General features: G+C 65.8%; 28 protein-coding genes. 13 read left to right on the top strand and 15 right to left on the bottom strand.

Features of this window, described 5'->3' with window-relative positions; all coding sequences use genetic code 11:
• Window positions 1–11 precede the first annotated feature (11 nt).
• Window positions 12–482 (top strand): universal stress protein, encoded by a 471-nt coding sequence (locus BLV04_RS05630; protein ID WP_093028893.1) that lies wholly within the window; start codon window positions 12–14, stop codon window positions 480–482.
• Window positions 483–591: 109 nt separating this feature from the next.
• On the opposite strand, the gene BLV04_RS05625 is transcribed toward BLV04_RS05630, so the two are convergent.
• The 9 genes from BLV04_RS05625 to glyA all read right to left on the bottom strand — a co-directional run bounded on the left by BLV04_RS05625 (window position 592) and on the right by glyA (window position 8,355).
• Window positions 592–1,080, bottom strand: coding sequence for a phosphatidylglycerophosphatase A family protein (locus BLV04_RS05625; RefSeq protein ID WP_093028892.1), 489 nt, complete (start codon window positions 1,078–1,080; stop codon window positions 592–594).
• 4 nt (window positions 1,081–1,084) lie between these two features.
• A complete protein-coding gene (thiL, locus tag BLV04_RS05620; RefSeq protein ID WP_093028891.1) occupies window positions 1,085–2,059 on the bottom strand; it encodes a thiamine-phosphate kinase in 975 nt (324 codons plus the stop codon).
• A 17-nt stretch (window positions 2,060–2,076) separates the two neighbouring features.
• Window positions 2,077–2,574 carry a transcription antitermination factor NusB gene (nusB, locus tag BLV04_RS05615; RefSeq protein ID WP_093028890.1) on the bottom strand — a complete coding sequence of 166 codons (498 nt, stop codon included), beginning with the start codon at window positions 2,572–2,574 and terminating at the stop codon, window positions 2,077–2,079.
• Window positions 2,574–3,044 carry a 6,7-dimethyl-8-ribityllumazine synthase gene (gene ribH, locus BLV04_RS05610; protein WP_093028889.1) on the bottom strand — a complete coding sequence of 157 codons (471 nt, stop codon included), beginning with the start codon at window positions 3,042–3,044 and terminating at the stop codon, window positions 2,574–2,576. Before ribH ends, nusB begins: the two co-directional genes overlap by 1 nt.
• 189 nt (window positions 3,045–3,233) lie before the next feature.
• Window positions 3,234–4,379, bottom strand: a complete 1,146-nt coding sequence (gene ribBA / locus BLV04_RS05605) for a bifunctional 3,4-dihydroxy-2-butanone-4-phosphate synthase/GTP cyclohydrolase II (protein WP_093028888.1) — start codon at window positions 4,377–4,379, stop codon at window positions 3,234–3,236.
• A gap of 210 nt (window positions 4,380–4,589) precedes the next feature.
• Window positions 4,590–5,264: a riboflavin synthase gene (locus BLV04_RS05600; RefSeq protein WP_093028887.1), complete on the bottom strand. Its 675-nt coding sequence runs from the start codon at window positions 5,262–5,264 to the stop codon at window positions 4,590–4,592.
• A 146-nt stretch (window positions 5,265–5,410) separates the two neighbouring features.
• Window positions 5,411–6,526: a bifunctional diaminohydroxyphosphoribosylaminopyrimidine deaminase/5-amino-6-(5-phosphoribosylamino)uracil reductase RibD gene (gene ribD, locus BLV04_RS05595; RefSeq protein ID WP_093028886.1), complete on the bottom strand. Its 1,116-nt coding sequence runs from the start codon at window positions 6,524–6,526 to the stop codon at window positions 5,411–5,413.
• 59 nt (window positions 6,527–6,585) lie between these two features.
• Window positions 6,586–7,098 (bottom strand): transcriptional regulator NrdR, encoded by a 513-nt coding sequence (nrdR, locus tag BLV04_RS05590; RefSeq protein WP_093028885.1) that lies wholly within the window; start codon window positions 7,096–7,098, stop codon window positions 6,586–6,588.
• Window positions 7,099–8,355, bottom strand: coding sequence for a serine hydroxymethyltransferase (gene glyA / locus BLV04_RS05585; RefSeq protein WP_093028884.1), 1,257 nt, complete (start codon window positions 8,353–8,355; stop codon window positions 7,099–7,101).
• A 339-nt stretch (window positions 8,356–8,694) separates the two neighbouring features.
• Between glyA and BLV04_RS05580 the strand changes: the two genes are divergently transcribed.
• The 11 genes from BLV04_RS05580 (at window position 8,695) to BLV04_RS05530 (ending at window position 19,288) form a co-directional block, all read left to right on the top strand.
• A complete protein-coding gene (locus tag BLV04_RS05580; RefSeq protein WP_245731738.1) occupies window positions 8,695–8,868 on the top strand; it encodes a DUF29 family protein in 174 nt (57 codons plus the stop codon).
• A 96-nt stretch (window positions 8,869–8,964) separates the two neighbouring features.
• Window positions 8,965–9,684, top strand: a complete 720-nt coding sequence (ubiG, locus tag BLV04_RS05575) for a bifunctional 2-polyprenyl-6-hydroxyphenol methylase/3-demethylubiquinol 3-O-methyltransferase UbiG (RefSeq protein ID WP_093028882.1) — start codon at window positions 8,965–8,967, stop codon at window positions 9,682–9,684.
• Window positions 9,684–10,523, top strand: a complete 840-nt coding sequence (locus BLV04_RS05570; RefSeq protein WP_093028881.1) for a squalene/phytoene synthase family protein — start codon at window positions 9,684–9,686, stop codon at window positions 10,521–10,523. The genes ubiG and BLV04_RS05570 overlap by 1 nt, the downstream gene beginning before the upstream one ends.
• A 272-nt stretch (window positions 10,524–10,795) precedes the next feature.
• Window positions 10,796–11,545 carry an SDR family NAD(P)-dependent oxidoreductase gene (locus BLV04_RS05565; protein WP_093029033.1) on the top strand — a complete coding sequence of 250 codons (750 nt, stop codon included), beginning with the start codon at window positions 10,796–10,798 and terminating at the stop codon, window positions 11,543–11,545.
• A 34-nt stretch (window positions 11,546–11,579) separates the two neighbouring features.
• The gene (gene bioF, locus BLV04_RS05560) at window positions 11,580–12,776 is read left to right on the top strand and encodes an 8-amino-7-oxononanoate synthase (RefSeq protein WP_093028880.1); all 1,197 of its coding nucleotides are present in this window, start codon (window positions 11,580–11,582) and stop codon (window positions 12,774–12,776) included.
• 153 nt (window positions 12,777–12,929) lie between these two features.
• Window positions 12,930–13,733, top strand: coding sequence for a pimeloyl-ACP methyl ester esterase BioH (gene bioH / locus BLV04_RS05555; protein ID WP_093028879.1), 804 nt, complete (start codon window positions 12,930–12,932; stop codon window positions 13,731–13,733).
• Complete coding sequence (gene bioC, locus BLV04_RS05550; RefSeq protein ID WP_093028878.1) at window positions 13,730–14,656, top strand: malonyl-ACP O-methyltransferase BioC; 927 nt, start codon at window positions 13,730–13,732, stop codon at window positions 14,654–14,656. Before bioH ends, bioC begins: the two co-directional genes overlap by 4 nt.
• A gap of 207 nt (window positions 14,657–14,863) precedes the next feature.
• A complete protein-coding gene (gene bioD, locus BLV04_RS05545) occupies window positions 14,864–15,625 on the top strand; it encodes a dethiobiotin synthase (protein WP_093028877.1) in 762 nt (253 codons plus the stop codon).
• A 66-nt stretch (window positions 15,626–15,691) separates the two neighbouring features.
• Entirely contained in the window at window positions 15,692–16,927 is a 1,236-nt protein-coding gene (locus BLV04_RS05540; RefSeq protein WP_093028876.1) for a D-alanyl-D-alanine carboxypeptidase/D-alanyl-D-alanine-endopeptidase, read from the top strand.
• A 97-nt stretch (window positions 16,928–17,024) separates the two neighbouring features.
• Window positions 17,025–17,837 carry a trypsin-like peptidase domain-containing protein gene (locus tag BLV04_RS05535; RefSeq protein WP_371828631.1) on the top strand — a complete coding sequence of 271 codons (813 nt, stop codon included), beginning with the start codon at window positions 17,025–17,027 and terminating at the stop codon, window positions 17,835–17,837.
• 221 nt (window positions 17,838–18,058) lie between these two features.
• Complete coding sequence (locus BLV04_RS05530) at window positions 18,059–19,288, top strand: SLC13 family permease (RefSeq protein WP_217633658.1); 1,230 nt, start codon at window positions 18,059–18,061, stop codon at window positions 19,286–19,288.
• Between the two features lie 145 nt (window positions 19,289–19,433).
• On the opposite strand, the gene dnaB is transcribed toward BLV04_RS05530, so the two are convergent.
• The 6 genes from dnaB to BLV04_RS05500 form a co-directional block, all read right to left on the bottom strand.
• Window positions 19,434–20,828, bottom strand: coding sequence for a replicative DNA helicase (gene dnaB, locus BLV04_RS05525; protein WP_093028874.1), 1,395 nt, complete (start codon window positions 20,826–20,828; stop codon window positions 19,434–19,436).
• Window positions 20,829–20,977: 149 nt separating this feature from the next.
• Window positions 20,978–21,427 (bottom strand): 50S ribosomal protein L9, encoded by a 450-nt coding sequence (gene rplI, locus BLV04_RS05520; protein ID WP_093028873.1) that lies wholly within the window; start codon window positions 21,425–21,427, stop codon window positions 20,978–20,980.
• Window positions 21,428–21,578: 151 nt separating this feature from the next.
• Window positions 21,579–22,514 (bottom strand): DUF2232 domain-containing protein, encoded by a 936-nt coding sequence (locus BLV04_RS05515; protein ID WP_093028872.1) that lies wholly within the window; start codon window positions 22,512–22,514, stop codon window positions 21,579–21,581.
• A 9-nt stretch (window positions 22,515–22,523) separates the two neighbouring features.
• Complete coding sequence (gene rpsR / locus BLV04_RS05510; RefSeq protein WP_007194235.1) at window positions 22,524–22,760, bottom strand: 30S ribosomal protein S18; 237 nt, start codon at window positions 22,758–22,760, stop codon at window positions 22,524–22,526.
• A 15-nt stretch (window positions 22,761–22,775) separates the two neighbouring features.
• Complete coding sequence (gene rpsF / locus BLV04_RS05505; RefSeq protein ID WP_093028871.1) at window positions 22,776–23,189, bottom strand: 30S ribosomal protein S6; 414 nt, start codon at window positions 23,187–23,189, stop codon at window positions 22,776–22,778.
• A 163-nt stretch (window positions 23,190–23,352) separates the two neighbouring features.
• On the bottom strand, window positions 23,353–23,805 hold the full coding sequence (locus BLV04_RS05500) for an SRPBCC family protein (RefSeq protein WP_093028870.1): 453 nt from the start codon (window positions 23,803–23,805) through the stop codon (window positions 23,353–23,355).
• Window positions 23,806–23,924: 119 nt separating this feature from the next.
• Here BLV04_RS05500 and BLV04_RS05495 point away from each other — a divergent pair, with 119 nt between their 5' ends.
• Complete coding sequence (locus BLV04_RS05495) at window positions 23,925–25,127, top strand: acyltransferase family protein (protein ID WP_175534508.1); 1,203 nt, start codon at window positions 23,925–23,927, stop codon at window positions 25,125–25,127.
• The last annotated feature ends 52 nt before the right edge of the window (window positions 25,128–25,179 follow it).

Here is a 25,179-nt window from a genome sequence, read left to right as displayed (position 1 = left end):
CGAGGTTTGCGATGGACAACCACGACTATCAACGCCTGTTGCTCGCGGTGGATTTCGAGAAGGAAAGCGAGCCGGTTGTCGCACGCGCACAGCGACTCAAATCATTGCTGGGTGCGCGGCTATTTCTGCTGCATGTCGTCGAGCACGTCCCGCCGACGATGGAATATATGCCGGTCGGTTATGCGGGCGACGTCGCCGTCCCGGAGAACCTGGATCTGGAAGAGGAGCTGCTGGCGATCGCTCGGCGCGAGCTCGATGTCTTGGGTGAACGCTTGGATGTGCCGATCGCCGATCGCTTGGTGCGTGTCGGTCCGACCGGTCGCACGATCGACGAGGTTGCCGGCGAGCTGGCTGTCGACCTCGTCGTCATCGGAAGCCGTGGACGGCACGGGTTCTTGGGGCTTTTCGGCTCCACGGCGCGCTCCGTTCTGCGCAACCCGACCTGCGACGTGCTGTGCGTAAAGATCGAGGAGGCCGGCTAAACCGCGGCCGAGGTTCTTTGCGAGCTTCTCGGCTGAGCTGGCCATCGGTTGAAACCTGCGCCGTCGGCGTTGCCGCGGTTTAGGAATCGAGGAATTCGAACCAAAGGTCTCAAAACGGCATCCACATGGCGGCTAGGGCCATGAGGATGGCGGCCATCGCCCCGGCGACCAAGTCGTCGAGCATGATGCCGAGGCCGCCGGGCACCTTCCGGTCCGCCACGCGCACGGGCCAGGGTTTCCAGATATCGAAGAGCCTGAAAAGGGCAAAACCGGCGAGGATCCAGAGCCATCCGGCCGGTGCGGCGATCATGGTCAGGAGAAAGCCGACCCACTCGTCCCAGACGATCGCGGAGGGGTCTTTGGAGTCCAGATCACGTGCCGTGCGGTCGCAGGCCCAGATCCCGACAAGCGTGAAGAGGACAAGCAGGCCGACATAGGACGGCCAGGCCAAAGGACTCAAGAGCAGATAGAGCGGAATCGCCGCGAGCGTGCCGACTGTTCCGGGCGCGCGCGGCGCCAATCCCGAGCCGAAACCGAAGGCAATCCAGTGATGGATGCGTCGCGGATTGAAGCCGGACTTGAAGCTGCTTTGGGGCATGCCGTCAGGCGTTGTTCGAGAAGTGGTCATAACCGGCACTCGAAAGGCTTGTCGGGGCGCCGTCCGGCCCCGTCAGGATCAACCCGGGCTCCGCGCTGATACAGCCGACGGCGCTCAGCGCACAGCCCAGACCCGCCGCCATCGATGCAATCAGCGCTGCATGCTCGGGCGGCGCGCAGAAACACAGCTCGTAATCGTCTCCGCTCGACAGCGGCAGCGACCAATCGCCCTCGGATGCGATCCGGCTTACCACGGCGGGAGACAATGGCAAGGCCGTAAGGTCGATCTCGGCCCCGACACCGGACGCCGCGAGGATGTGACCAAGGTCCCCGGCCAGACCGTCCGAGAGATCGATCATGGCGGTGGCGATCCCGCGCAACGCGGATCCGAGCGCGACGCGCGGATCCGGGCGTTCCAGTCGCGCCCGCAATGCCGGATCGACCGGACCACCCTCGCGTATGAGCCGGAGCGCGAGCCCGGCATCGCCCAGCGTCCCGCTCACCCAGACGAGGTCGCCGGGGCGGGCGCCGTCGCGCTGCACCGCCGCACCGGAGCGCACCAGACCATGGACCTGCACGGTCACGCTCAGTGGGCCGCGTGTGGTATCGCCGCCGACCAAACGCACCCCGTAGGTTCGGGCCAGGTCGCCGAAGCCACGCGCGAATGCCGCGAGCCAGTCGTCGTCGCGCTCGGGTAGGGTCAAGGCCAGCGTCGCCCAGGCGGGCGCAGCGCCCATCGCGGCCAGATCGCTGAGTCCGACGGCCAGGGACTTGTGTCCGAGGGCCTCGGCATCGCAACCGTGGAAGAAGTGGATCCCGGCGACCAGGGTGTCGATGCTGACCGCCAGGCTCAGGCAGGCAGGGACCTCGAGCAAGGCGCAATCGTCGCCGACGCCGAGCAGGACGTCGGCGCGCGGCGCACCGAGATCGGCGAAGAAGCGGCCGATCAGATCGAACTCGGATCGCGATCCTTCATCCATCCTGCAGTGCCGCGAGCCTAGACCGGCCGTCCCGACGCCGCCGCATGCGCGCGCGCGACCTTGTCGAGCACGCCGTTGACGTACTTGTGCCCCTCATGGGCGCCGAGCAGCTTGGTCAGCTCGACCGCCTCGTTGATGGCGACGCGATCCGGAATGGAGTCCGAGAAGAGGATCTCGAAGGCGCCCAGACGCAGGATCGCGAGCTCCACCGGATCGACCTGACTGATGGGTCGGTCGAGGACCCGGTCAAGCTCGGAATCGATCTCCGCGACATGGATCGGAACACCCGTGAGCAGTTGATCCAACAGCTCCATGTTGAAGTTGAACCGCTCCTTGGCATCGGGCGGGGCGTCGTCGTCCTCGGACCCATTCAGCGAGCCGGCGACGGCATCGAGCCACTCGGGGTCATCGAGGAGATGGCGTTTGATCTCCATCGGGTCTTCGCCGGTCAGCCGCCATTGATAGAGCGCCAAGGCGGCATAGCGGCGTGACTGACTGCGGGGACTGATCGTCATCAATCGAGCTGCCGCAAGAGGTCGACCATCTCGATGGCGGACATGGCCGCCTCTGCGCCCTTGTTGCCGGCCTTGGTGCCGGCACGCTCAATCGCCTGCTCGATGGTGTCCACGGTCAGCACGCCGAAGGCGACCGGGATAGCGTACTTGAGGCTGACCTGGGCCATGCCTTTGACGCACTCCCCGGCGACGTATTCAAAATGCGGCGTGCCGCCGCGGATCACGGCACCCAGCGCCAGGATGGCGTCGAAACTGCCCTTGGCTGCGATCCGCTCGATGGCCACCGGCATCTCGAAGGCGCCGGGCACACGCACGATCGTCAGCGCGTCATCCGTCGCACCGTGGCGCTTGAGTGTGTCGATGGCGCCTTTCTCGAGCGCCTCGACCACGAAACTGTTCCAGCGCGACACCACCAGGCAGAAGCGCGCATTGTCGGCGCGCATGGCGCCCTCGATCGTCTTGATACTCATGGGTTGGCTCGTTTCGATTCAAACCGCAAAGGCGCAATGGGCGCGAAGGGCGCGAAGGGGTTCAAACCGAATTCTCGGAAGCTATTCTTATCGACGAGGTGTCGGCGAATCGTGCATCGCCACTTCGTCATCCTTTGCGTCCTTTGCGCCTTTGCGGTTCGCCCTCTCCGTCTCGGCGTCCGCCAAGGCTCAGGTCGCTGGACCGCTCGCCGGCCTCCCGCCGGTGTACTCGACGACCTCCAGATCGAAGCCCGAGATGGCGTGCATCGCCTTGGGCGCACTCATGACGCGCATCTTGCGCACGCCGATATCCGAGAGGATCTGGGCGCCGATCCCGTAGGTCCGCAGGGCATTGCGATCCTGGCGGCGGGCAGGGACCACGTCGTCCTCGTCGTGGAGCTGAAAGTCCTTCAGACGCGCCAGCAGGTCGGCAGCGCTGTCGCGGTTGCGCAGTACCACGATCACGCCCTCGCCTTCGGCCGCGACCTGCCGCATCACGTCCTGCAGCGGCCAGCCGCAGGCGTTGTGACGCGTGCCGAAGAGGTCGCACAGGGTATTTTGCAGATGCACCCGGACCAGGGTCGGGCGTTCCGGGCTGATCTCGCCGAGGGTCAAGGCCAGGTGGATCTCGTTATCGATACTATCCCTGTAGGCCACCAGGCGGAAGGTCCCGTGATCCGTACGCAGCTCGCACTCGCACTCGCGCAGGACCGCCTTCTCGTGCCGAACCCGATAGTGGATGAGATCCGCGATGGTGCCGATCTTCAGCCCGTGTGTCTCGGCGAAAGCTTCGAGATCCGGCCGGCGCGCCATCGAGCCGTCCTCGTTCAGGATCTCGACGATCACGGCGGCAGGGCTATAACCGGCGAGACGCGCCAAGTCGCATCCGGCCTCGGTATGACCGGCCCGCACCAGAACCCCGCCGGGTTGCGCCATGAGCGGGAAGATATGGCCGGGCTGGACCAGATCCTTCGGCTGCGCGTCCGGCGCGACCGCGGCCTGGATGGTCGTGGCCCGATCGGCTGCCGAGATGCCGGTCGTCACGCCGCGGGCCGCCTCGATGGAAACGGTGAAGGCGGTGGAATGGGCGGCCTGATTGTCGCTGACCATCATAGGCAGGCGCAGACGCTCGCAGTGCTCCTTGCTGAGGGTCAGGCAAATGAGGCCGCGCCCATACTTGGCCATGAAGTTCACGGCCTCCGGGGTCACGCGATCGGCGGCCATGAGCAGATCGCCCTCGTTCTCGCGATCCTCGTCGTCCATGATCACGACCATCCGTCCCTGACGGAGCTCCTCGATGATCTCTTCGGTACTGTGGAGGCCTGAATTACCCATGACTAAAATGTCGTCCGAGCGAAAAGCCGGTTAGTTTAACCTTAAACGTAGGATGGGTAGAGTGCAGCGAAACCCATCCCCCGCTCCAACACCACGAACAAAAGGCGTCGAAACCCGTAACTCCAACTCCGGCGCTATCGCGTAGCTGACCCGAGATGCCGAGGTTTGAAGGGTGGGTTTCGCTTGGCTCTACCCATCCTACGGCGATGGTCAATCGGCGGATTTCGCGAAGCCATGCTGCGCGAGAAACGCCATGGTCAATCCCGACTTCCCCGGTCCGTTCTCGGCCGCGGCATCGCCCAACAGCAGACGCTCGAGGTACCGAGCGATCAGGTCCACCTCGAGATTGACCCGCGTGCCGCTGCGATAGCCACCGATGATGGTCTCCTCAAGGGTATGGGGCACGATGTTCAACTCGAAGATCGCGCCGTCCACCTGGTTGACCGTCAGGCTGGTGCCGTCGACACAGATGGAGCCCTTCGGCGCGATATAACGTGCCAGCTCGGCCGGGGCCTGGATGCGCAGTCGCCAAGACCGCGCATCCTCGCGCTGCTCGATAATCTGCCCGACGCCGTCGACATGACCGCTGACCAGGTGTCCGCCGAGCGGGGTCGCCAAGGTGAGTGCCGGCTCCAGATTGACCGGGCTGCCGGGCGCAAGTGTTCCGAGCGTCGTGAGCGAGAGGGTCTCGCGCGAGACATCCGCGGCAAAACCGCGCCCCGTCAACTCGACAGCGGTCAGACAGATTCCGTTGACCGCGATGCTGTCGCCGAGCGCCGCGCGCGCAAGATCAAGCTTCCCGGCATCGATCGAGAGGCGCACGTCGCCGCCGCGCGGCTCGAGCCGCTCGATCCGGCCGATGGATTGGATGATTCCGGTGAACATGGTTTCAATGGCCAAGTGTAGGTCGGGTTAGCGCAGCGTAACCCGACGGACTCCATCGCAGCGATCCGCCCGCGTTGCTGTCGGATCACGGCGCGCATCGACGTCGATCGCGCCATCGAACGCCGTACCAGCGCGCCTAATCCGACCTAGGACCCACGAGCAGTACCGGTCGGCTCCGGGCGAGCTGTGACGCGCAGATCTCGGCCGACGGCGCGAACATCGACGATCGCGAGCGGGATACGATCGCGCATCCGATCGATTCCGGGCAGGCTGAACAGGCCGCGTCCCGCGTCGCCCATCAGATGCGGCGCCAGGTAGATCAGGATCTCGTCGACCAGCCCTTCGGAGATGGCCGCCCCGGCGAGGGTCGGCCCGGTCTCCAGGAGCACCTCGTTGATCTCGCGCCGGGCCAGCTCGCTCATGAGAGCACCGAGGTCGACCCGCCCCGAGTCACCGGGGCAGAGATAGACCTCGGCACCTGCGCCCTTCAGCTCGGCCATCCGCCGGGGGTCGTCGACCGCACCGACGATCAGGGTCGTCCCCGGCAACGTCAGGATGCGGGCGGTCGGCGGCGTGCGCCAGCGGCTGTCGAGGACAACCCGCAGCGGCTGGCGAATCCCCTCGCCCGGTCGCATCCCAGGCAGTTCCTCCGCACCGAGCCGAACATTCAGGCTCGGATCATCCGCCAGCAGGGTCCCGATCCCGGTGAGGATCGCCGAGCTGCCGGCGCGCAGGCGCTGCACGTCGCGGCGTGCCGCCTCGCCGGTGATCCATTGACTCTCGCCGCTCGCCATCGCGGTGCGCCCGTCCAGGCTCGCCGCAAGCTTGCAGCGCACATAAGGACGACCCTGCTCCATCCGTTTGATGAAGCCCGGATTGAGCGCTCGCGCCTCGGCCTCGAGCAGGCCGGTCTCGACGGCAACACCGGCCTCGGCGAGCAGTCGCAATCCCCGCCCGGCGACCAGCGGATTCGGGTCCACCATGGCGCAGACCACCCGTGCGACATCGGCCTCCAGCAGACCGTCGGTGCAGGGCGGCGTGCGGCCTTGGTGACAGCAGGGCTCCAGCGTCACATAGGCGGTGGCGCCGCGGGCACGCTCGCCCGCCTCGATCAGGGCGTGGCGCTCGGCATGCGGCTCCCCGGCGCGCCGGTGCCAACCCTCGCCGACGACAACACCGTCACGGACGATCAGGCAGCCGACGCGCGGATTGGGGTCGGTCGTAAAGCGACCCAGCTCGGCGAGCTGAACGGCACGCGCCATGAACGCATGGTCGGCACCCGGAGCCGGCCCGCTCCTCGGCGCGTCATCCGACCCGGTCGTCAAGGCTTGGGCTCCAGCTCCTGGAGCAGATCCAACTGCTGACGCTTGACCTCGGGCGTCGGCTGCTGCTCGAGCCGCTCGATCTCTTCGCGGAAGGCGGCAACGTCCTCGAACTTGCGATAGACGGAGGCGAAGCGCACGTAGGCGACCTGATCGAGCTGACGCAGCTCCTCCATCACCAGCTCGCCGATGCGCAGGGCCGGGACCTCGCTCTCGCCGCTCGACATCAGCTTGCGCTGGATCCGCCACATGGCGCTGTCGATCTCGTCGGTGCTCACCGGCCGCTTCTCCAGCGCCCGCATCATCCCGGAGCGCAGCTTGCGTCCGTCGAAGGGCGCACGGCTGCCGTCGCGCTTCACGACACGCGGCAGATTCAGCTCCGCCGTCTCGAAGGTCGTGAAGCGTTCGTGACAGACGACGCACTTGCGCCGCCTGCGCACCTGGTCGCCCTCACCGGAAAGACGCGAGTCCACCACCTTGGTATCCTGGGCGCCGCAGAAGGGGCAGCGCATTCAACGCTCGTAAACGGGAAAGCGTTTGCAGAGGGCCAGCACCTTGGTCTTGACCGCATCGATGGTCGCCTGATCGCCGCGCGCATCGATCAGATCGCACATCCAGCCGGCCAGATCGCGCGCCTCGTCGGTCCCGAAACCACGCGTGGTGATCGCGGGCGTGCCGACACGGATTCCGCTGGTAACGAAAGGCGACTGCGGATCGTTGGGCACCGCATTCTTGTTGACGGTGATGTTGGCCGCGCCCAACCAGGCGTCGACCTCCTTGCCGGTCAAACCCTGCTCGATAAAGCTGACCAAGAAGAGATGATCGTTCGTCCCGCCCGAGACCACATCGAAACCGCGCGAGAGAAAGACCTCGGCCATCGTCTGCGCGTTCAGAACGACCTGCTGCTGGTAGGCCTTGAAGCTCGGCTCCAACGCCTCTTTGAAGGCCACCGCCTTGGCGGCGATCACATGCATCAGGGGACCGCCCTGGGTGCCCGGGAAGACCAGCGAGTTGAACTTCTTTTCAAGCTCGGGGTTGGCCTTGGCCAGGATCAAGCCGCCGCGCGGACCGCGCAGTGTCTTGTGGGTGGTCGTCGTGGTGACGTCGGCGATCTGCACCGGGCTCGGGTAGACGCCGCCCGCAACCAGACCGGCGACATGCGCCATATCGACCATCAAATAAGCGCCGACGGCATCGGCGATGGTCCGGAAGCGCGCCCAGTCGACAATCCGCGAGTAGGCCGAGAAGCCGGCGATGATCATCTTCGGACGATGCGCGTTGGCCAAGCGCTCGACCTCGGCGTAGTCGATCTCGCCGGTCGCCGGATCCAGTCCGTACTGAACCGCGTTGTAGATCTTGCCCGAGAAGTTCGGCTTAGCGCCGTGGGTGAGGTGACCGCCGTGCGCCAGGCTCATACCGAGTACCGTGTCGCCGGGCTCACACAGCGCCATGAAGACCGCCGCGTTGGCCTGCGAGCCGGAATGCGGCTGGACGTTGGCATAGTCGGCGCCGAACAGCTGCTTGGCGCGATCGATCGCCAACTGCTCGGCCACGTCGACATACTCGCAGCCGCCGTAGTAGCGCTTGCCCGGATAACCCTCGGCATACTTGTTGGTCAGCACGCTGCCCTGAGCCGCCAAGACACGCGGGCTCGCGTAGTTCTCGGAGGCGATGAGCTCGACGTGCTCCTCCTGACGGCGCTCCTCGTTCTGGATGGCACCCCAGAGCTCAGGATCATAGTCGCTGATCTGCATGCTTTTCTCGAACATCGTTCATTCCCCCGGCGGCGCAAAGCCGCACAGTATATCGATTTTTCGGTCCCGCGTCGCTATCTGGGTCGCGCAGATCCGAGGAGGTCAGGGATGTCGTGAGGATTGGCAATCCCGCGGAGGGACGGGTTTGAACGGAATCGGTCTCGCTCGGAGCAGAAATCGCCCCGGGAGAGTCGACTTGCAGTCGACTCTCCCGGGGGTGTCGGCGTTGCCGATCGAGAACAAGGTGAAACCTGTACCGGCCGAGATGGCATGACTATAGATTCGGCAAGCGGCGGCGGCAAATCCGACCGGCCCCGGCAGGGATCACGGCCGCCGCTTCCGCTGGACCGAACCATGCCCGGCATACGTCCGTCATTGGACACGGCGCTGGCGATGATCTATCCCAAAGCTGTCCGGGATGCCGCGCGTGAATCGGGTCTGCCCGAAACAGCCTTTCCCGGCACCTGTCCTTACGCGCTCGAGCAGATCCTCGCACCCGGCTTTTTGCCCGAGAGCGGCCGACGCTGATCCGTCGCGGGGGCTTCGCGGTGTAGAATTGCGGCCCGATCAGACCGACATGGCCATCATTGACATGTCGACAGCACACCGCCGGGGCCGCAGACGATGACCGAAACCATCCACAACGTCGATCACGCCGAGATCAGCAAGTTCGAGGAGCTGGCCTCTCGCTGGTGGGATCCGCACAGCGAGTTCAAGGCACTGCACGAGATCAATCCGCTGCGCCTGGACTACATCGAGCGCGCGGCTGGCGGGTTGGCCGGCAAGCGCGTTCTGGATGTGGGCTGCGGCGGCGGCATCCTGTCCGAATCGATGGCGCTGCGCGGTGCGCAGGTGACCGGGATCGATATGGGAGCCATGCCGCTGCGTGTCGCCGAGCTCCACACCCTCGAGAGTGGTGTGGAGGTCAGCTATCGGCTCGTGCCGGTCGAGGTGCTCGCAGCGGAGCAGCCGAACAGCTTCGATCTGGTCACCTGCATGGAGATGCTCGAGCACGTGCCGAGCCCCGCCTCGATCGTCGATGCCTGCGCGCGTCTGGTGCGTCCGGGCGGGACGGTGGTCTTCTCGACCCTGAACCGCAATCCCAAGTCCTATCTCTTCGCCATTCTGGGCGCCGAGTATCTGATGGGTCTCCTGCCCAAGGGCACCCACGACTACGCGCGCTTCATCCGCCCCTCGGAGCTGCACTCCTGGATCCGACCGACCAATCTGCGCACGACCGACATGACGGGCATGACCTACAACCCGCTGACCCGGACCTATCACCTCGATCCGGATGATCTCGACGTCAACTATCTCGTGACCTGCGTGCGCGATTCCGATTGATGCAGGGCGCGCCCGCAGCGACAGAGTGGGCCTTCCCGAATCCCGCAACCCCGCCCGGCTCGTCCGCGTATTACAGCGTGCGCTTTGCACCGCTCGGGTTGCGCGATGATCTGGCCGCACTGCTCGGCTGGCGTCATCTGGTGCGATCGGTCGTCGATGAGGTTTCGGACCGCGGGGTGGCCGCACGCAAGCTCGCATGGTGGAACGACGAGTTCGAGCGCATCTTTGCGGGCACGGGTCGGCATCCGATCGGGCTGTCGCTCGGTCCGCTGATCGCGCGGGCCAAGCTGCCGCGACAACCCTTCGTCGACATCGTCCTGGGGACGGAAGCGATCCTGGCGGATCGGCGTGTGCGGGACGTCGCCGCCCTTGCGGCCCTGGCCGACCTGGATCTCGGCGCGCTCTGCGAACTGATCGCCCGTGCCCACGGCGAGACCACGCCAGCCGGACTGGCCGCTGTCCGATCCGCCGGGAGCTATTGCGGCCTGGTCGAGCTCGTGCGGGACAGCGGTCGCCTGCTGCGTCATGAACGGTGCGGCTTCCTGCCCGAGGATCGACTGAGTCGACACGGGATGAGTCACACCGCCCAGACGCCGACCGAGATCCGCAAGCATCTGGCGCCGCTGCTGGCCGATCTTGCCGGAGATCTGGAGCGCCATCGCGACGGGATGAGCCATGATCTTCCCCGCTTGCCCGCCGTGATCCGCATCCGCGTCCGCCTCGCGGATCGCCTTCTCGCCGAAATCGCGGCCAGCGGTTTTGATGTCGCCGATCAGCGGATCGCCCTGACCCCGATCCGCAAGCTCTGGAACGCCTGGCGCGAAAGTCGACGCGAATGACTGGTTTAAACCGCGTCCAGAGCGAGATGCTCACTTTCGAGTGAGCTCGACGTTTGGTTTGTCAACGGCCACCAGCGGGAATGCAGTTTAGAATAATATGTATTTCAATATCTTAAACCGCGCCGAATCCAGCGGCGATCAAGTCTGCCGGGGCCGATCCCATCCAAAAACGTCGCATACCGCGCCGGGCGCGGTTTAATCCTCAATGCCGCTGCGCGCGATCGCGGCGATAATTTCGAATCATGACAACCGAGCAAGAGGCATTTCAAGCAATGGACCAAGGACAATCCGACGCCGATCGACTGGACGGGCGTGTGATTCTGGTGACCGGCGCCGCCGAGGGGATCGGACGCGCCGTCGCGCTCGCCTGCGCGGCCGCCGGGGCGAGCGTCGTCCTGTCGCAATCCAACGAGTCTGACCTCACCGACGTCTACGACCAAATCGAGGCCGACGGCGGGCCGGAGCCAGCGATCCTGCCGCTGAACCCGGAGACCGCGACGGAGGACGATTTCCTCGCCGCCGCCAATGTCCTCGGGGATGCCTTCGGTCGTCTCGATGGACTCGCCCATTGCGCCTCCTACGCGCCCTTCCTGAGCCGCATCGACGACTACGACGCGAGCGAATGGGATCGCGTGATTCGCATCAATCTCACCACGCCGTTTCTTCTCACCCAGGTCTGCATGCCGCTGCTGCGGGCCTCCGAAGACGCCTCCGTGCTCTTTACCTCGGACCGCGTCGGTCGTCAGGGGCTGGCCTACTGGGGCGCATACGCCGCGGCCAAGTTCGGCATCGAAGGGCTCATGCAAGTCCTTTCCGCGGAGATGCGCGAGAACGGGAAGATTCGGGTCAACAGCATCGACCCCGGCGTGGTCCGGACCGCCTTGCGCGCCCGTCTTTATCCAGGCGAGAACGCGCTGAACAACCCCTTGCCCGAGACCATTGCCGGCGTCTACGTCCGCCTGCTCGGGCCGGACGGACGGGGAACCAACGGCGCGGCGCTTCAGGCGCAAGACCCGGGTTGATCGCCCCAGCTGGAACGCAGCCGATGCGTAAGCCATGACCACCGACCTCGACCAGGTGCTCGACGAAGCGCTCGAACAGCAGCGGGCGGCGGGGCTCTATCGACGCCGTCGCGTGCAGGACCGCCCGCAGCAACCGGAGGCCATCGTGGACGGCCGCCCGATGCTGAGCTTCTGCAGCAACGACTACCTGGGGCTCGCCAATCACCCCGAGGTCATCGCCGCGTTGCAGCGAGGGGCGGAGCGTTGGGGCGTCGGCAGCGGTGCCGCCCATCTGGTCAACGGACACAGCGCCGCCCATCATGCCTTGGAAGAGGAGCTGGCCGACTTCACCGGGCGACCCCGTGCGCTCCTCTTCTCGACCGGCTACATGGCGAACCTAGGGATCATCTCGGCCCTGAGCGGCCGGGGCGACACCGTCTGGCAGGACCGGCTCAACCACGCCTCGCTGCTCGACGGCGCCCTCCTCGCGCGCGCGGCCCTGCGCCGTTATCCGCATGCCGATACGGCCGAGCTCGACCGCCTGATCGGCGACCGAGACACGCGGATGATCGCCAGCGACGGCGTCTTCAGCATGGACGGCGACCTCGCCCCCTTGCCCGCGCTCGTCCTGATCGCGCGCCGCGCGGACGCCTGGCTCCTGGTCGACGATGCCCACGGGCTCGGGGTGCTCGGCCGCGAGGGGCGCGGGACGCTCGATCATTTCGGGCTCGACGCCGATCAGGTGCCGATCCTGATGGGTACCCTCGGCAAGGCATTCGGCACCTTCGGGGCCTTCGTGGCCGGCTCGGATGCCCTGATCGAGACCCTGATCCAGCGTGCGCGCAGCTACATCTACACCACGGCGACACCCCCGGCCCTGGCCGAGGCGACGCGCACGAGCCTCGCACTCGCCCGTCGCGAGGACTGGCGACGCGAGCACCTGCAAGCCCTGATCGCCCGGTTCCGGACGGGTGCGAACCAGCTCGGTCTGCCGTTGTCCGAATCGCCGACACCCATCCAGCCGCTGATCGCCGGGAGCAGTCATCAAGCGTTGGCTTGGGCAGCGGAGCTGGAAGCCCGCGGGATCCTCGTCGGTGCCATCCGCCCGCCCACCGTCCCGGAGGGCAGTGCACGGCTGCGGGTCTGCCTGTCGGCCGCTCATACCGAGAGCATGGTCGATTACCTGCTCGACGCACTCGCCGCCCTGCAACCCGCAGCGCCGAGCGATGAAACCGGAGACCGGAAGCCGTAGGTCGGATCAGCGCAGCGTCATCCGACGTTCAGGCTCTCGTTGGCCCGCCGGCATCGGGCTGCAGCCCCCGTCGACGCATTGGGTTAAGATCAAAGGCCGCACCACGCGGGCCCAATCCAACCCGCGCGTCAACCACTGAAGACCCGACACAGAATGCCCGACGCAAAAGACATCGACCGCCACCTGGTTCTGCTCCACGGCTGGGGGATGAACAGTGCCGTCTGGGACGGTCTCGCCGGTGATCTCCCGCCCGGCGTCGTCCCCTGCCCCATCGATCTGCCCGGTCACGGCGACCGCCCCTTCTCGCCGCATCTCGATGATCTATGGGCCTGGGCCGACGCCTGCCTGGAGGCCGCACCGGAGCGCGCGATCTGGCTCGGCTGGTCGCTCGGCGCACTGGTCGCCGTGGCGGCCGCGGTACGCGCGCCCAAGCGGGTCGAAGGCTTGATCCTCATGACCGGCACGCCGCGTTTCGTGCGCGCGGCGGACTGGATGCCGGCAATGCTGCCCGAGACGCTCGACCAGTTCCATGCCGGCCTGCTTGCGGATCCCGCCGAGACACTTTCGCGCTTCCTCGCGCTCCAGGTACGCGGCAGCGACGACGCGCGCGAGACCCTGCGGGACCTGCGTCGGCGCATCGCCGAGCGGCCGCAGCCGGACTCGGATGCGCTCTCGATCGGCCTGGACATCCTGCGCGCCGAAGACATGCGCGGCCGGCTCCCGGACATCCGCTGTCCGACGCTGTGGATCTTCGGCACCCACGACGCCTTGGTGCCGCCGGCCGTGGCCGAGCGCGTCGAGATCCTGATGCCGGGTGCGGTTACGGCCATCGTCCAGGGTGCCGCACACGCGCCGCATCTTTCGCACCCCGATCGTACCCGCGAGATCGTTCGAGCCTTCCTGACCGGGATCGAGGGTCCGGCAGCAGAACCGAACAAGGGTCGGCCCGCACCATGACCCCGATCGATAAGGGGATCGACCAGGGGATCGACAAAGGCCGCGCCCGGCGCAATTTCGAGCAGGCCGCCGAGCGCTATGACAGCGTGGCCGTGCTCCAGCGCGAGATCGCCGACCGTCTGCTGGAACGCCTCGATTACGTGCGCCTGGAGCCGGAGCGGGTGCTCGATCTCGGGGCCGGTACAGGCTATGCCGTCGATGCGCTGCACCGCCGTTACCGCAAGGCGCGGGTGATCGCACTGGACTTCGCACACGGCATGCTGTTGCAGGCGCGCCGACGCGGTCGCTGGCTCAGGCGCCCGCTCTGCATCTGCGCGGATGCCGAATCGCTCCCGCTTGTCGACGGCGCGGTCGACCTCATCGTCTCGAACGCCGCCTTTCAGTGGTGCAACGACCTGGACCGGGCCTTCGCCGAGTGTTTGCGTGTCCTGCGTCCGGGCGGACTCCTGATGTTCACCACCTTCGGGCCCGATACCCTGAAGGAGCTGCGCCAAGCCTGGGCACGGGTCGACGGCGCCTCGCATGTGAGCCCCTTCCTCGACATGCACGACATCGGCGACGCCCTGGTGCGCGCCCGCTTTGTCGATCCGGTGATGGACACCGAGCGGATGACCCTGACCTACCCCGCCGTGCGCGAGCTGATGCAGGATCTCAAGATCCTGGGTGCGGGGAACGCAACCGCCGATCGCCCGCGTGGTCTCACCGGTCGTGCCCGGCTCGCGGCCTTGGATGCGGCCTACGAGATCCACCGCAGCGACGGCCGGCTACCGGCCAGCTACGAGGTCGTCTACGGCCACGCCTGGGTGCCGGAGCAGAAACCCGCGCAGGGCGGCATCGCCGTCCCCGTGAGCGCCATCGGACGCCGCAATCGTGTGACCTTGCCCCGGATCGCGCCGTCGAGGCCGGGGGCTGACCCCACCTAAACCGCGTCCAGAGCGAGATGCTGACTTTCGAGTGAGCTCGACGTTTGGTGCATCCACGGCCCTTAACGTAGACGCGGTTTAAAATAAGATATTTTTTAATCGCTTAAACAGCGCCGGTTCCGGCGGTCGTCACGTCTGCCGAGGCCGATCCCATCCAGAAATATCGCATACCGCGCCGGGCGCGGTTTACGGGAGGATCGCATCGCTATGCACGGACTCTTCGTGACAGGAACGGATACCGGCTGCGGCAAGACCGAGATCAGTCTCGGGCTGATGGCTGCGGTGCAGGCGACCGGGCCGAGCGTGCTCGGGATGAAGCCAGTGGCCTCGGGTTGCGCGCGTGGCCCCGACGGGTTGCGCAACGACGATGCCTTGCGATTGCGCGCGCAGGGCAGCTCCAAGGCGCCTTACGGTCTGGTCAATCCGTACGCCTTCGCACCCCCGATCGCACCGCACATCGCCGCCGGCGAGGCCGGCGTCGAGATCCGCCTTCCGACCATCGAGCAGGCTTATCGAACGCTCGCCGGGGAGGCGGATCAAGTCATCGTCGAAGGCGTCGGCGGCTGGCGCGTGCCCTTGGGGCCGAACCTCTTCGTCAGCGACATCCCCAAGGCGCTCGGGCTGCCTGTCATCCTGGTGGTCGGCCTGAAGCTTGGTTGCATCAACCACGCACTGCTGACGGTCGAGAGCATCCAGGGCACGGGCGGCGTCCTGGCTGGCTGGATCGCCAATCAGGTCGACCCGACGATGCTGTCTCGCGACGCCAACCTCGCCACCCTCGCGGCCCTGATCGATGCGCCCTGCCTGGGCGTCTTGCCCTGGCTCGAAGCGCCGACCCCGAGCGAGCTGGTCGGATACCTTCATCCCGAGCTGATCGATCTGCAGCCGCGACATGCCGCCAAGCTCGCCACCACGCAGACTCGGACAGAGGCTCGGTCGGATGCGGGGACCGGAAAGCGACGCGCATAGACGGACATTGTCGGCTATTCTTGCGCCTCGATGTCTCTCGTCCCGCTCACACATCCTGGATCCGGAATGATCGCCCTTTCGATACCGTCACAGCGCCGTGCTCGCCCCCCGTCGAAGACCGTTGCCCTGCTCACGCATGGGCTCGTGCTCACGCTCGCCGCCGCCCTGATCGCACCGGCCGCGAGTGCGGATCCGGTGGCCCAGGTCCAGGCCCTTCCGCAGGCGAGCCTGCTGCTCCAGGAGAACGGCCGCGACCTGATCGCGACCCGCGCCGATACGCCGCGCATCCCGGCCTCGACCATGAAGGTGCTGACTGCATTCGCCGCGCTCGAGACCTGGGGACGCAACCATCGCTTCGAGACCGACTTCTATACCGACGACGCAGGCTGGCTCTGGGTCAAAGGCTATGCCGATCCCTATCTGGTCTCCGAGGAGCTCGACAAGGTCGTGAGCGCGCTCGCGGCCAAAGGCCCACGCCGGATCACGGGCATCGGTCTGGACGACAGCTTCTTCAGCCCGGATGTCGAGATCGCCGGACGCTCCTCGACCGACAACCCCTACGACGCGCCCGTCACTGCCTTGGCGGCCAACTTCAACACGGTCAGTCTGGTGCGCACCGGCGACAGCATCAAGAGTGCCGAGCCGCAGACCCCGCTGACCGACTCGGCGCAGCGCTTCGGCATGGCCGGGGCCGCCGGCAAGCAGCGCGTGAATCTGCGCGAGCGCGACAAGGCACTGCGCTATTTCGGCGAGCTGCTCGCCGCCAAGCTCGAAGGCGCCGGCGTCCAGGTCGGCGAGCAGCAACGCATCGGACCGATGCCGCGCGCCGCCAAGCGTATCTACCGCCACGCCAACAGCCGCACCCTCGCCGAGATGGTCTCGCCGATGCTCGAGTACTCCAACAACTTTATCGCCAACGCGCTCTTCCTGCGGCTGGCCGATCCGAAAGGCACCGGGCAGGTCACCATGACCGGCGCGAAGCGCGCCATGACCGACTTCGCGCGCGAGCGCTTCGCGTGGCGCGATTTCACGATCGACGACGGCGCCGGTCTCTCGCGCGCCAACCGGCTCAGCGCCCGCCAGCTCGTGGAGCTGCTCGACGCCTTCGAGCCCTATCGGGATCTGATGCCCCAACAGGACGGGAACCCCGCCGTACGTGCCAAAACCGGCACCTTGCGCGGCGTCAGCACCTACGCCGGCTATGTCCGCCGCGGGGGGAGCTGGAAACCCTTCGCCCTGATGGTCAACGAGCCGGTCGACGGCGCCATCAGACAGCGCGTAGCCAGCAGCTTGGCGCGCTGAGCCTTCGCCCTGCCCACGCCATCCCTTCGACCCTCGGGAGCACACCGTGGATTGTTCGACAGCTGCGACTGCGCCACGGCGCCGAACGGGTTCGATCGTGGCCTCGGCTTTCATCGCGCTGCTCGCGACGGGTTGCGCGGTCTCGCCTGATGCAGACCACGAGGCGGAACTGCCGGCCGCGATCGCAGGCGCCCCGGCCCTCGGCACCGCGTCCGGTTTTCCGTCGCTCGCCCCCCTGATGCGCCGAGTGACGCCTGCGGTGGTGAACATCTCGGTCAAGTCCGAGGTGCCGATGGAGGATCATCCCTTCCTGCGCGACCCGGAATTCCGCGCCTTCCTCGATCGCTTCGGTCTGCCCGCGCCCGAGGAGGCGGAGATCGAGCAACGCTCGAGCGTCGGCTCCGGGATCATCGTCGATGCCGCGCGCGGCTATGTGATGACGAACGACCATCTGCTGCGCAACGCGACCGAGATCCGGGTCACGCTCAAGGACAGGCGCACCTTTCGCGCGCGGCGGCTGGATTCGGATGCCGCATCGGACGTCGCCATCCTCGAGATTCCGCCGGTGGACGTGCGGCCGCTCAAGCTCGGCGACTCCAACCGACTGGAGGTCGGCGACTTCGTCATCGCCATCGGCAATCCGTTCGGCTTGGGCCAGACCGTCACCTCCGGCATCGTGAGCGCGGTCGGGCGCAGCGGGATCGCCGGCAACCGGCTCGGCGAGCTGATTCAGACCGACGCCTCGATCAATCCGGGCAACTCGGGCGGACCTTTGATCAACCTCGCCGGCGAGGTCGTCGGCATCAACACCGCACTGATCGGCCCGAGCGGGGGAAATGTCGGGATCGGATTTGCGGTGCCGAGCAACCGCGCCCGAGTGGCCTTGGACAATGTCATGCGCGGGCGATGAGGCTGCGGCTTTGCCGTTAAACCGCGTCCAGAGCGAGATGCTCACTTTCGAGTGAGCTCGACGTTTGGCGCATCCACGGCCCTTAGCGGCGACGCGGTTTAAAATTATATATTTTTTAATATCTTAAACCGCACCAGCTCCAGCGGCCGTCAAGTCGGCCGGGTCAATCCCATCCAAAAAAACCGCATACCGCGCTTGGCGCGGTTTAAGAAGGGCGCGCCTTGGATCATCTGCCACTCTGGACACTCGGCGGCGTGCTTGCACTGATCGCCGCGCGCAACCTCGCGCGTATCCCGCTCGCAATCTGGCAGATCATGGGGCTCGGGGCGCTGCTCGTCCTCCTCACCGGCGCTATTGCGCCGCAGACCGCCTGGCAAGCGATCGACTGGGAGGTCATCGGCTTTCTCTTCGGGGTCTTCGTGCTGGGCCACGCCCTGGTGGAGAGCGGTTGGCTGGGGGCGATGAGCGCGCGTCTGCTCGGCCGCATCACTGGTGCCGACACCTTGTTGATCGCCGTGATCTTCGCCGCTGCGATCGGCTCGGCCTTCCTGATGAACGATACGCTAGCCGTGATCGGCACCCCGATCGCGCTCGCCTTGGCGCGCGATCACCGCCTACCGCCGGCTCTTCTGCTGCTTGCGCTCGCTTTCGGGGTTACCATCGGCTCGGTCATGAGCCCGATCGGCAATCCGCAAAACCTGCTGATCGCGCTTCACGGGGGCATTCAAAACCCCTTCGTCGACTTCATGCATGCCCTGGGGCCGCCGACACTGCTGAACCTGCTGATCGCCTACACCGTCTTGCGCCTGGCCTTTTGGCGCCACATCCACGGCGAGACCCTGGTGCACCTGCCGGCGATCATCGACAATCCGCAACTGGCCCGTCTGGCGAGCCTCTCGCTGGGACTGCTGGTGCTCATGGTGGCGGTGCGGATCGCCCTGTCCTTCGTCGCACCGCAACTCGCCTTTCCGCTGGTCGTGATCGCTCTGGTCGCCGCCGCGCCGCTGCTTCTGTTCAGCCCGCACCGGGTCGCCCTGCTGCGCGGGATCGACTGGCATACCCTCGTCTTCTTCGCTGCCATGTTCATCCTGATGCGCAGCGTCTGGGACACCGGGCTTCTGCAATCCTGGATCCCGGCGGATCCAATCGGACTCGGGGAAGTCTTCGGCGCCGGGGTGCTGGGCAGTCAGCTGGTCTCCAACGTCCCGCTCGTCTCGCTCGCCCTGCCCCTGCTGCCGCCCGAGCGACCGGACCTGCTGATGGCACTCGCCGCCGGCTCCACCATCGCCGGCAACCTCACCCTGATCGGCGCCGCCAGCAACATCATCATCGTTCAAGCGGCCGAGCGTCGCGGCGCACACCTGGGATTCTGGATCTTCTTTGCCGTGGGGGCACCGCTTACGCTGTTGAACCTGGCGGTGTACTGGGCATGGCTCGGGATGATGGCCTGATCGGGTGAGGGCTGCGGGGCGAAGACTTGAGTACCGTCGCAGAATTTTCGTTGTCGTTGTCGTGTTCGTGGTCGTCGGGAATCCGATTACGACAACGACAACGTGTAGAGCATTCGACCACGCTTCTTGGTTCCCGCGCCGGCGCTCAGTCGCCGCCCTCGCCGTAATAGTTGCCGATATAGTTCTCGAACTTGGTGTATTTGCCGAGAAAGGTCAGCCGGGTCGTCCCGATGGGCCCGTTGCGCTGCTTGGCGATGATGATCTCCGCGACACCCTTGTCCTTCGTGTCCTCGTGATACACCTCGTCGCGATAGATGAAGACGATGAGGTCTGCATCCTGCTCGATTGCGCCCGATTCGCGCAGATCCGACATCACGGGCCGCTTGTTCGGCCGCTGCTCGAGACTGCGATTGAGCTGCGAAAGTGCGATGACCGGGACGTTAAGCTCCTTTGCGAGTGCCTTGAGCGAGCGGGAGATCGCGGAGATCTCGGTCGCCCGATTCTCGCCGACGCCCGGGGCCTGCATGAGCTGGATGTAGTCCAGCACGATCAAACCCAGGTCGTCCTGGTCGCGTTTGAGACGTCGTGCACGCGCCCGGACCTCGGTCGGCGAGAGGGCGGGCGTGTCGTCGATGAACATGGATGCGCCGGCGAGGATGTTGACCGCCGAGGTCAGGCGAGGCCACTCGTCGTCCTCCAGCCGTCCGGTGCGAACGCGGTGCTGGTCGATGCGTCCGAGCGAGGACATCATCCGCATGGCCAGCGAGTCGCCGGGCATCTCCATGCTGAAGACCGCCACCGGGCGCTTGGATTGGATGGCCACATGCTCGGCCATGTTCATGGCGAAGCTCGTTTTTCCCATCGACGGGCGCCCCGCCACGATGATGAGATCCGCGGGTTGCAGCCCCGAGGTCATCATGTCGAAGTCGGTGAAGCCGGTCGCAAGACCGGTGATGGGCTCGTCGCGCTGATAGAGTGCGTCGATGCGCTCGACTGCGCGCCCGAGCAGGGTCTTGATCGGCTGGAAGCCGCCACCGCCGCGCGCCTCCTGCTCGGCGATCTCGAAGACACGTCGCTCGGCCGCATCGAGCAGCTCGGAGGCATCGCGACCCATGGGGTTGTAGCCGCTGTCGGCGATGTCGGTGCCGGCGGCGATCATCTGGCGCAGCACCGAGGTCTGGCGGACGATCTTGGCGTAGGCCTTGATGTTGGCCGCGCTCGGGGTCTCGTTGGCGATGGTCCCGAGATACGGAAGGCCGCCCGCGCCCTCAAGCTGCTCCGTGCGTTCCAGGGTCTCGGCGAGTGTCACCAGATCGAAGGGTTGATCCTCCGCGGCCAGCTTGGCGATGGCGCGAAAGATGAGGCGGTGCTCGCGTCGATAGAGGTCACGCTCGGTGACCATGTCGGCGATGCGGTCCCAGGTGCTGTTGTCCAGCATGAGACCACCGAGCAGGGATTGCTCGGCATGGATGTTGTGCGGCGGGATGCGGAGCTCGTCGAAGTCCGCGCCCGGAGGGCCTTGGGAATCCGAGTCGAACATAGATCACCCCCGGCCCGAATGACTCACGCAGAGGCGTGTGTCGCGCCAGACCTTAGAGTCGAGTCGCGTGACGTGCCCGGTGGGTCCGAGCGAGGCTAGCCGTGAATCCGGCGGACATGCGCCGCCGGACTCATGAGGATACGGGCGTATCAGTCCTCGGGAACGACGTCGACCTTGATGACGGCATCGACCTCGGGGTGCAGGTGCAGGGTGACCTCGTACTCGCCGGCGGCGCGGAAAGGGCCGCCCGAGAGCTTGATCTCCTGCTTGGTCAGCGCGAACCCGGCGGCGGTTACCGCATCGGCGATGTCGCCGGTGCCGACCGAGCCGAACAGCCGTCCCTGCTCGCCGGCACGGCGGGCGATCGTAACGCTCATCCCTTCGAGACGATCGCGGCGGGCGCGGGCCTCGGCCAACTGCTCCTCTGCGACCTGCTCGAGCTCGGCACGCCGAGCCTCGAAGGCTTCGAGGTTGGCGTCGGTGGCCGACACCGCAAACCCGGACGGGATCAAATAATTCCGGCCGTAGCCCGAACGGACACTAACCTTGTCGCCGAGCGCACCGAGGCGACCGACATTCTTCAGCAGGATGACTTCCACGTGTGTATTCCTCTCAAAAGTTCGTCGAGATCAGGGTCATGTACCCTTGATCCTCGGGTAATCTCCCGGAGCGGGCGGCGCATGAGCCCGAACCTGATCCATTCCTTACAAAGGTCTTTTCGGCTAAAGGGTCTCGGTCCAACCGGGCGGATCAGACCGCCGGCCCGCTCGGGCCGGGGCCCGGCGGCGATGCCCCCGGAGCAACCCGGGACCGGATGTCGGCCCAGATATCCACCAAACCGATACAGGCGATCAGGAGCAGGGTCTGCGGCATGAAGAAGATCACCGCGACATAGAGCCCGACCAACCACGCCTGACGTGCCTGCTTGAGCGCACGCACCTGATGGGCCACCGCGAGCCCCTGAAACAGGAGCAGGACGCCCGGCACCAACAACAGATTCGCCGTCAGGCTCGCGCCGTCGCTGAAGGGAAGAAGCGCCAACAGCAGCAGAACGAGGACCCCGAACGCTCGGCCCAACCGCAGCTCCCGAAATTCCTCGCCGAATCCGCCGGGGTTGTAGAGCAGCGCCTGCCACCAGCGAGCAATAAAGAGCCCGAACAGCAACTGTGCGACCAAGGCCGCGGCAAATGCACCGGTCATCCAACCCGCAAGCTCGGCAAATACGGCGGCACTCGCCGGGTCGTCCAGCACGCCGTCTTTCACCAGCGCATCCCGGAACGGCTCGAGGATCTTAAGCCAGGTCTCGCTCGGGTCACCCATCAGGGCGTAGGCCGAGAGCATCAGAAGAATGCCCAAGGCACCTGCCGTTTGAAGTGTCAACGCCAAAGAGCGGCTATACCGCAGCAGCAGCGCCAGGGCCAGAATCGGCACCCAGAGCATCAGCAGCACGCCGAGCGCCGGCAAAGGCGAGCCCAATGCCAACCAGGCGATGGCTCCCATTCCGAGGGTCGCCACCGCGCTCACGATCAGGCCGTAGACGGGACCCCCGCGCAGGGCAACCAAACCGATCGAGCCGGCGCTGAGCAAGCCCAACGGCGGAACCAGGATCGACAACAAGGCCGCGACGGCGGCGACCAGCGCCGCCTGCGACGGGCCGCGCATCACGAAGGCCGCAAGCGCCTTCATGCCGGCGGCTCAGTGGCCGTCGGTATAGGGGAGCAGCGCCAAATAACGGGCGCGCTTGACCGCTTGGGCCAATTGACGCTGATACTTTGCCGAGGTCCCGGTGATCCGGCTCGGGACGATCTTGCCGGACTCGCTGACATAGGCCTTCAGCAGGTTGAGATCCTTGTAATCGATCTCGGTAATGCCTTCGGCGGTAAAGCGGCAGTAGCGCTTACGACGGAAAAAACGTGAGTTGCTGGATTCCATGGCTGGCTTCTCGTCTTAATCGCTCTGGGAGTCGCTGTCGGGGTTGCTGCTTCGCGGGGAATCATCCCGGCGGCTGCCGCCCTCGGGTGCATCCGAGCGCTCGCGCTCTTCACCGGTCTTCACCAACGGAGAGGGCTCCGTCACCGCATCCTCGCGGCGAACGATGAGGTTGCGCAGGACCGCGTCGTTGAACCGGAAGGCGCTTTCGAGCTCGTCGATGGCCTCTTGATCGCACTCGACGTTCATCAGGACATAGTGCGCCTTGTGCACCTTGTTGATCGGGTACGCCAGCGGGCGACGACCCCAATCCTCCATGCGGTGGACGACGCCGCCACGCTTTTGCAGATTCGTCTGGTAGCGTTCGATCATGCTCGCCACCTGCTCGCTCTGGCTCGGATGAACCATGAAGACTACTTCGTAATGTCGCATTGAAGCTCCTTTCGGATTGACAGCCTCCCGAGGCGGCAAGATCGCCGAAACGGTGAGACAAGGAGTTCCCCGGATTCCAGGGAATCGCGCATTATACGGAGTCCGGCCGGCAGGTCAAAGGTTTGCGATCGACGGCACCCCGGCAGCGAGGTCTCCGGTGTGTTCAGGCGGCGCCGACGAGCTCCGACTCGATAAGGCCCTTCAGGTTGCGGATCACGCGCTCCGCGCCGTCCTGAGCCGCGATCCGGATCAGCTTCTCGAAGGGGCGAAGCGGTAGTCCGAGTTGTGCAAGCTCGAAGATGAAGGTGAGATGTGTATGCTCGCCGAGCGGCTCGAACCGATACTCGATGAGGTAGGGATCGGTCGTCCCCTTGAAGGAGACGCGGCGGCCCGGCTCGAGCGCGACGACGCGAAACCGACTGTCGGTGCGCCGTCCCTGATCGACCCGAATCTGGCGGCCGATCCAGCCGACCCGTATCGGACCCTGCGTTACCGCCTGAAGACTCTGCACCTCGGGCGACCAGCGCGGGTAGTTGCGGAGGAAATCTTCCACCACGAACCCGAAGACCTGTGCGGGCGGGAGACGAATCAGTGTCTGTGCTTGGGTTTTGACCATGGGTGATAACGTCCCCCGACGCGCGCTGTGAACGAGGCAAGCAGGATCGAACACGGATCTTCGCAGAGAATGGGGCCTTGCGTAACTGTCCAAACCCGAGATTCGCCGAGGCCCCGAGCTTGAATCCTACCTCAACCGAGAGAAACGGCGCGCTCGACGGCATTCGCGGTCTCGCGATCCTCTGGGTGTTCGCGTTCCACGCCAACGCTTTGTTGGTTGGCTGGCCATCCGACGCGTCCCCGGGTTGGGGTCAATCGCTGGCCGAAAAAGGCCTGCTCGGCGTGCAGCTCTTCTTCGTCCTGAGCGGCTTTCTGCTGGCGCAACCCTGGATGCAGGCGGCCGAGGCGGGCACGCCCTACCCACGCGTCGGGCGCTTCTTCGCCCGCCGAGCTCGACGGATCGTCCCGACCTACTGGGTCCATCTCGTCCTCTTGTTCGGGCTGATTCTGCCGATCCTGCACGGCGGCTATGCGATCTTGCGGACCGATGTCGGACAGGCCAACCTCTGGCTCCACATCCCCTTGCTGCACTTTCTGCACCCGGGAAGCTCCAGCTCGCTCGGCCTCAACATGGCCCTGTGGAGCCTGAGCATCGAGGCCCAATTCTATTTGCTCTTGCCGTTGCTGGCCCCCTTGTTCGTCCGCAACCGAGTCCTGATCGCGCTCCCGACAGCCCTGCTGGTCGCGCTGCTGTGGAAGACCTACGCCCCCGGAATGCTGATGGAGTGGGTCTATCTGAACGTCTCCCCGTCCCGATTGGTCTTCTTCGATCCGGTGTCGGGCCGCGCCGGCCCGTTTCCGCCCGAGATGATGCGGTTCTTTCTGGAGCGCCAGTTACCGGGCGAGATCATCGCCTTTGCACTCGGGATGGCGGCAGCCAACCTCGACACGCGTCTGCGCTCGGTCGAGCCGGTACGGCAACCGCTGCGCGCCATCGACATGGCCGCGCTTGCCTTCCTGGTGCTTGCGACGCCGATGCTGATCCATCTCTCGCTCGGCGAAATCTTAACGGGCGTCGGGTGGAGACTCGTCGGCATGCCGCTCTTCCTGGTCGGCTGCACGCTGCTCGTCCTCGCCGCCGCCCTTCGGACCCCGTTGATCGATCGGATCTTCGCAGGCCCGGTTCTGGTATCGATCGGCATCATCAGTTACAGCCTCTTTCTTTGGCACGAGCCCGTGCTGCGGCTCGTCGCGACGGGCCGGCTGATACCGAACGCGTGCGACGGCGCACCCTGCCGAATCGCACTCGCACTGGGACTCGCCCTGCTCGTCGCAGCGGCTTCATATATCCTGACCGAGCGACGCCGGTCACCGCGGATTTAGAGTCCTCCGTCATCCGTTGCGGCATGATTCTTTCGTATCCTAAACCGCGCCA

This window comes from Thiocapsa roseopersicina, assembly GCF_900106925.1.
Lineage (GTDB): Bacteria > Pseudomonadota > Gammaproteobacteria > Chromatiales > Chromatiaceae > Thiocapsa > Thiocapsa roseopersicina.
The sequence above is the reverse complement of the archived record's forward strand: the minus strand, read 5'-3'. Positions and strand labels throughout refer to the sequence as shown.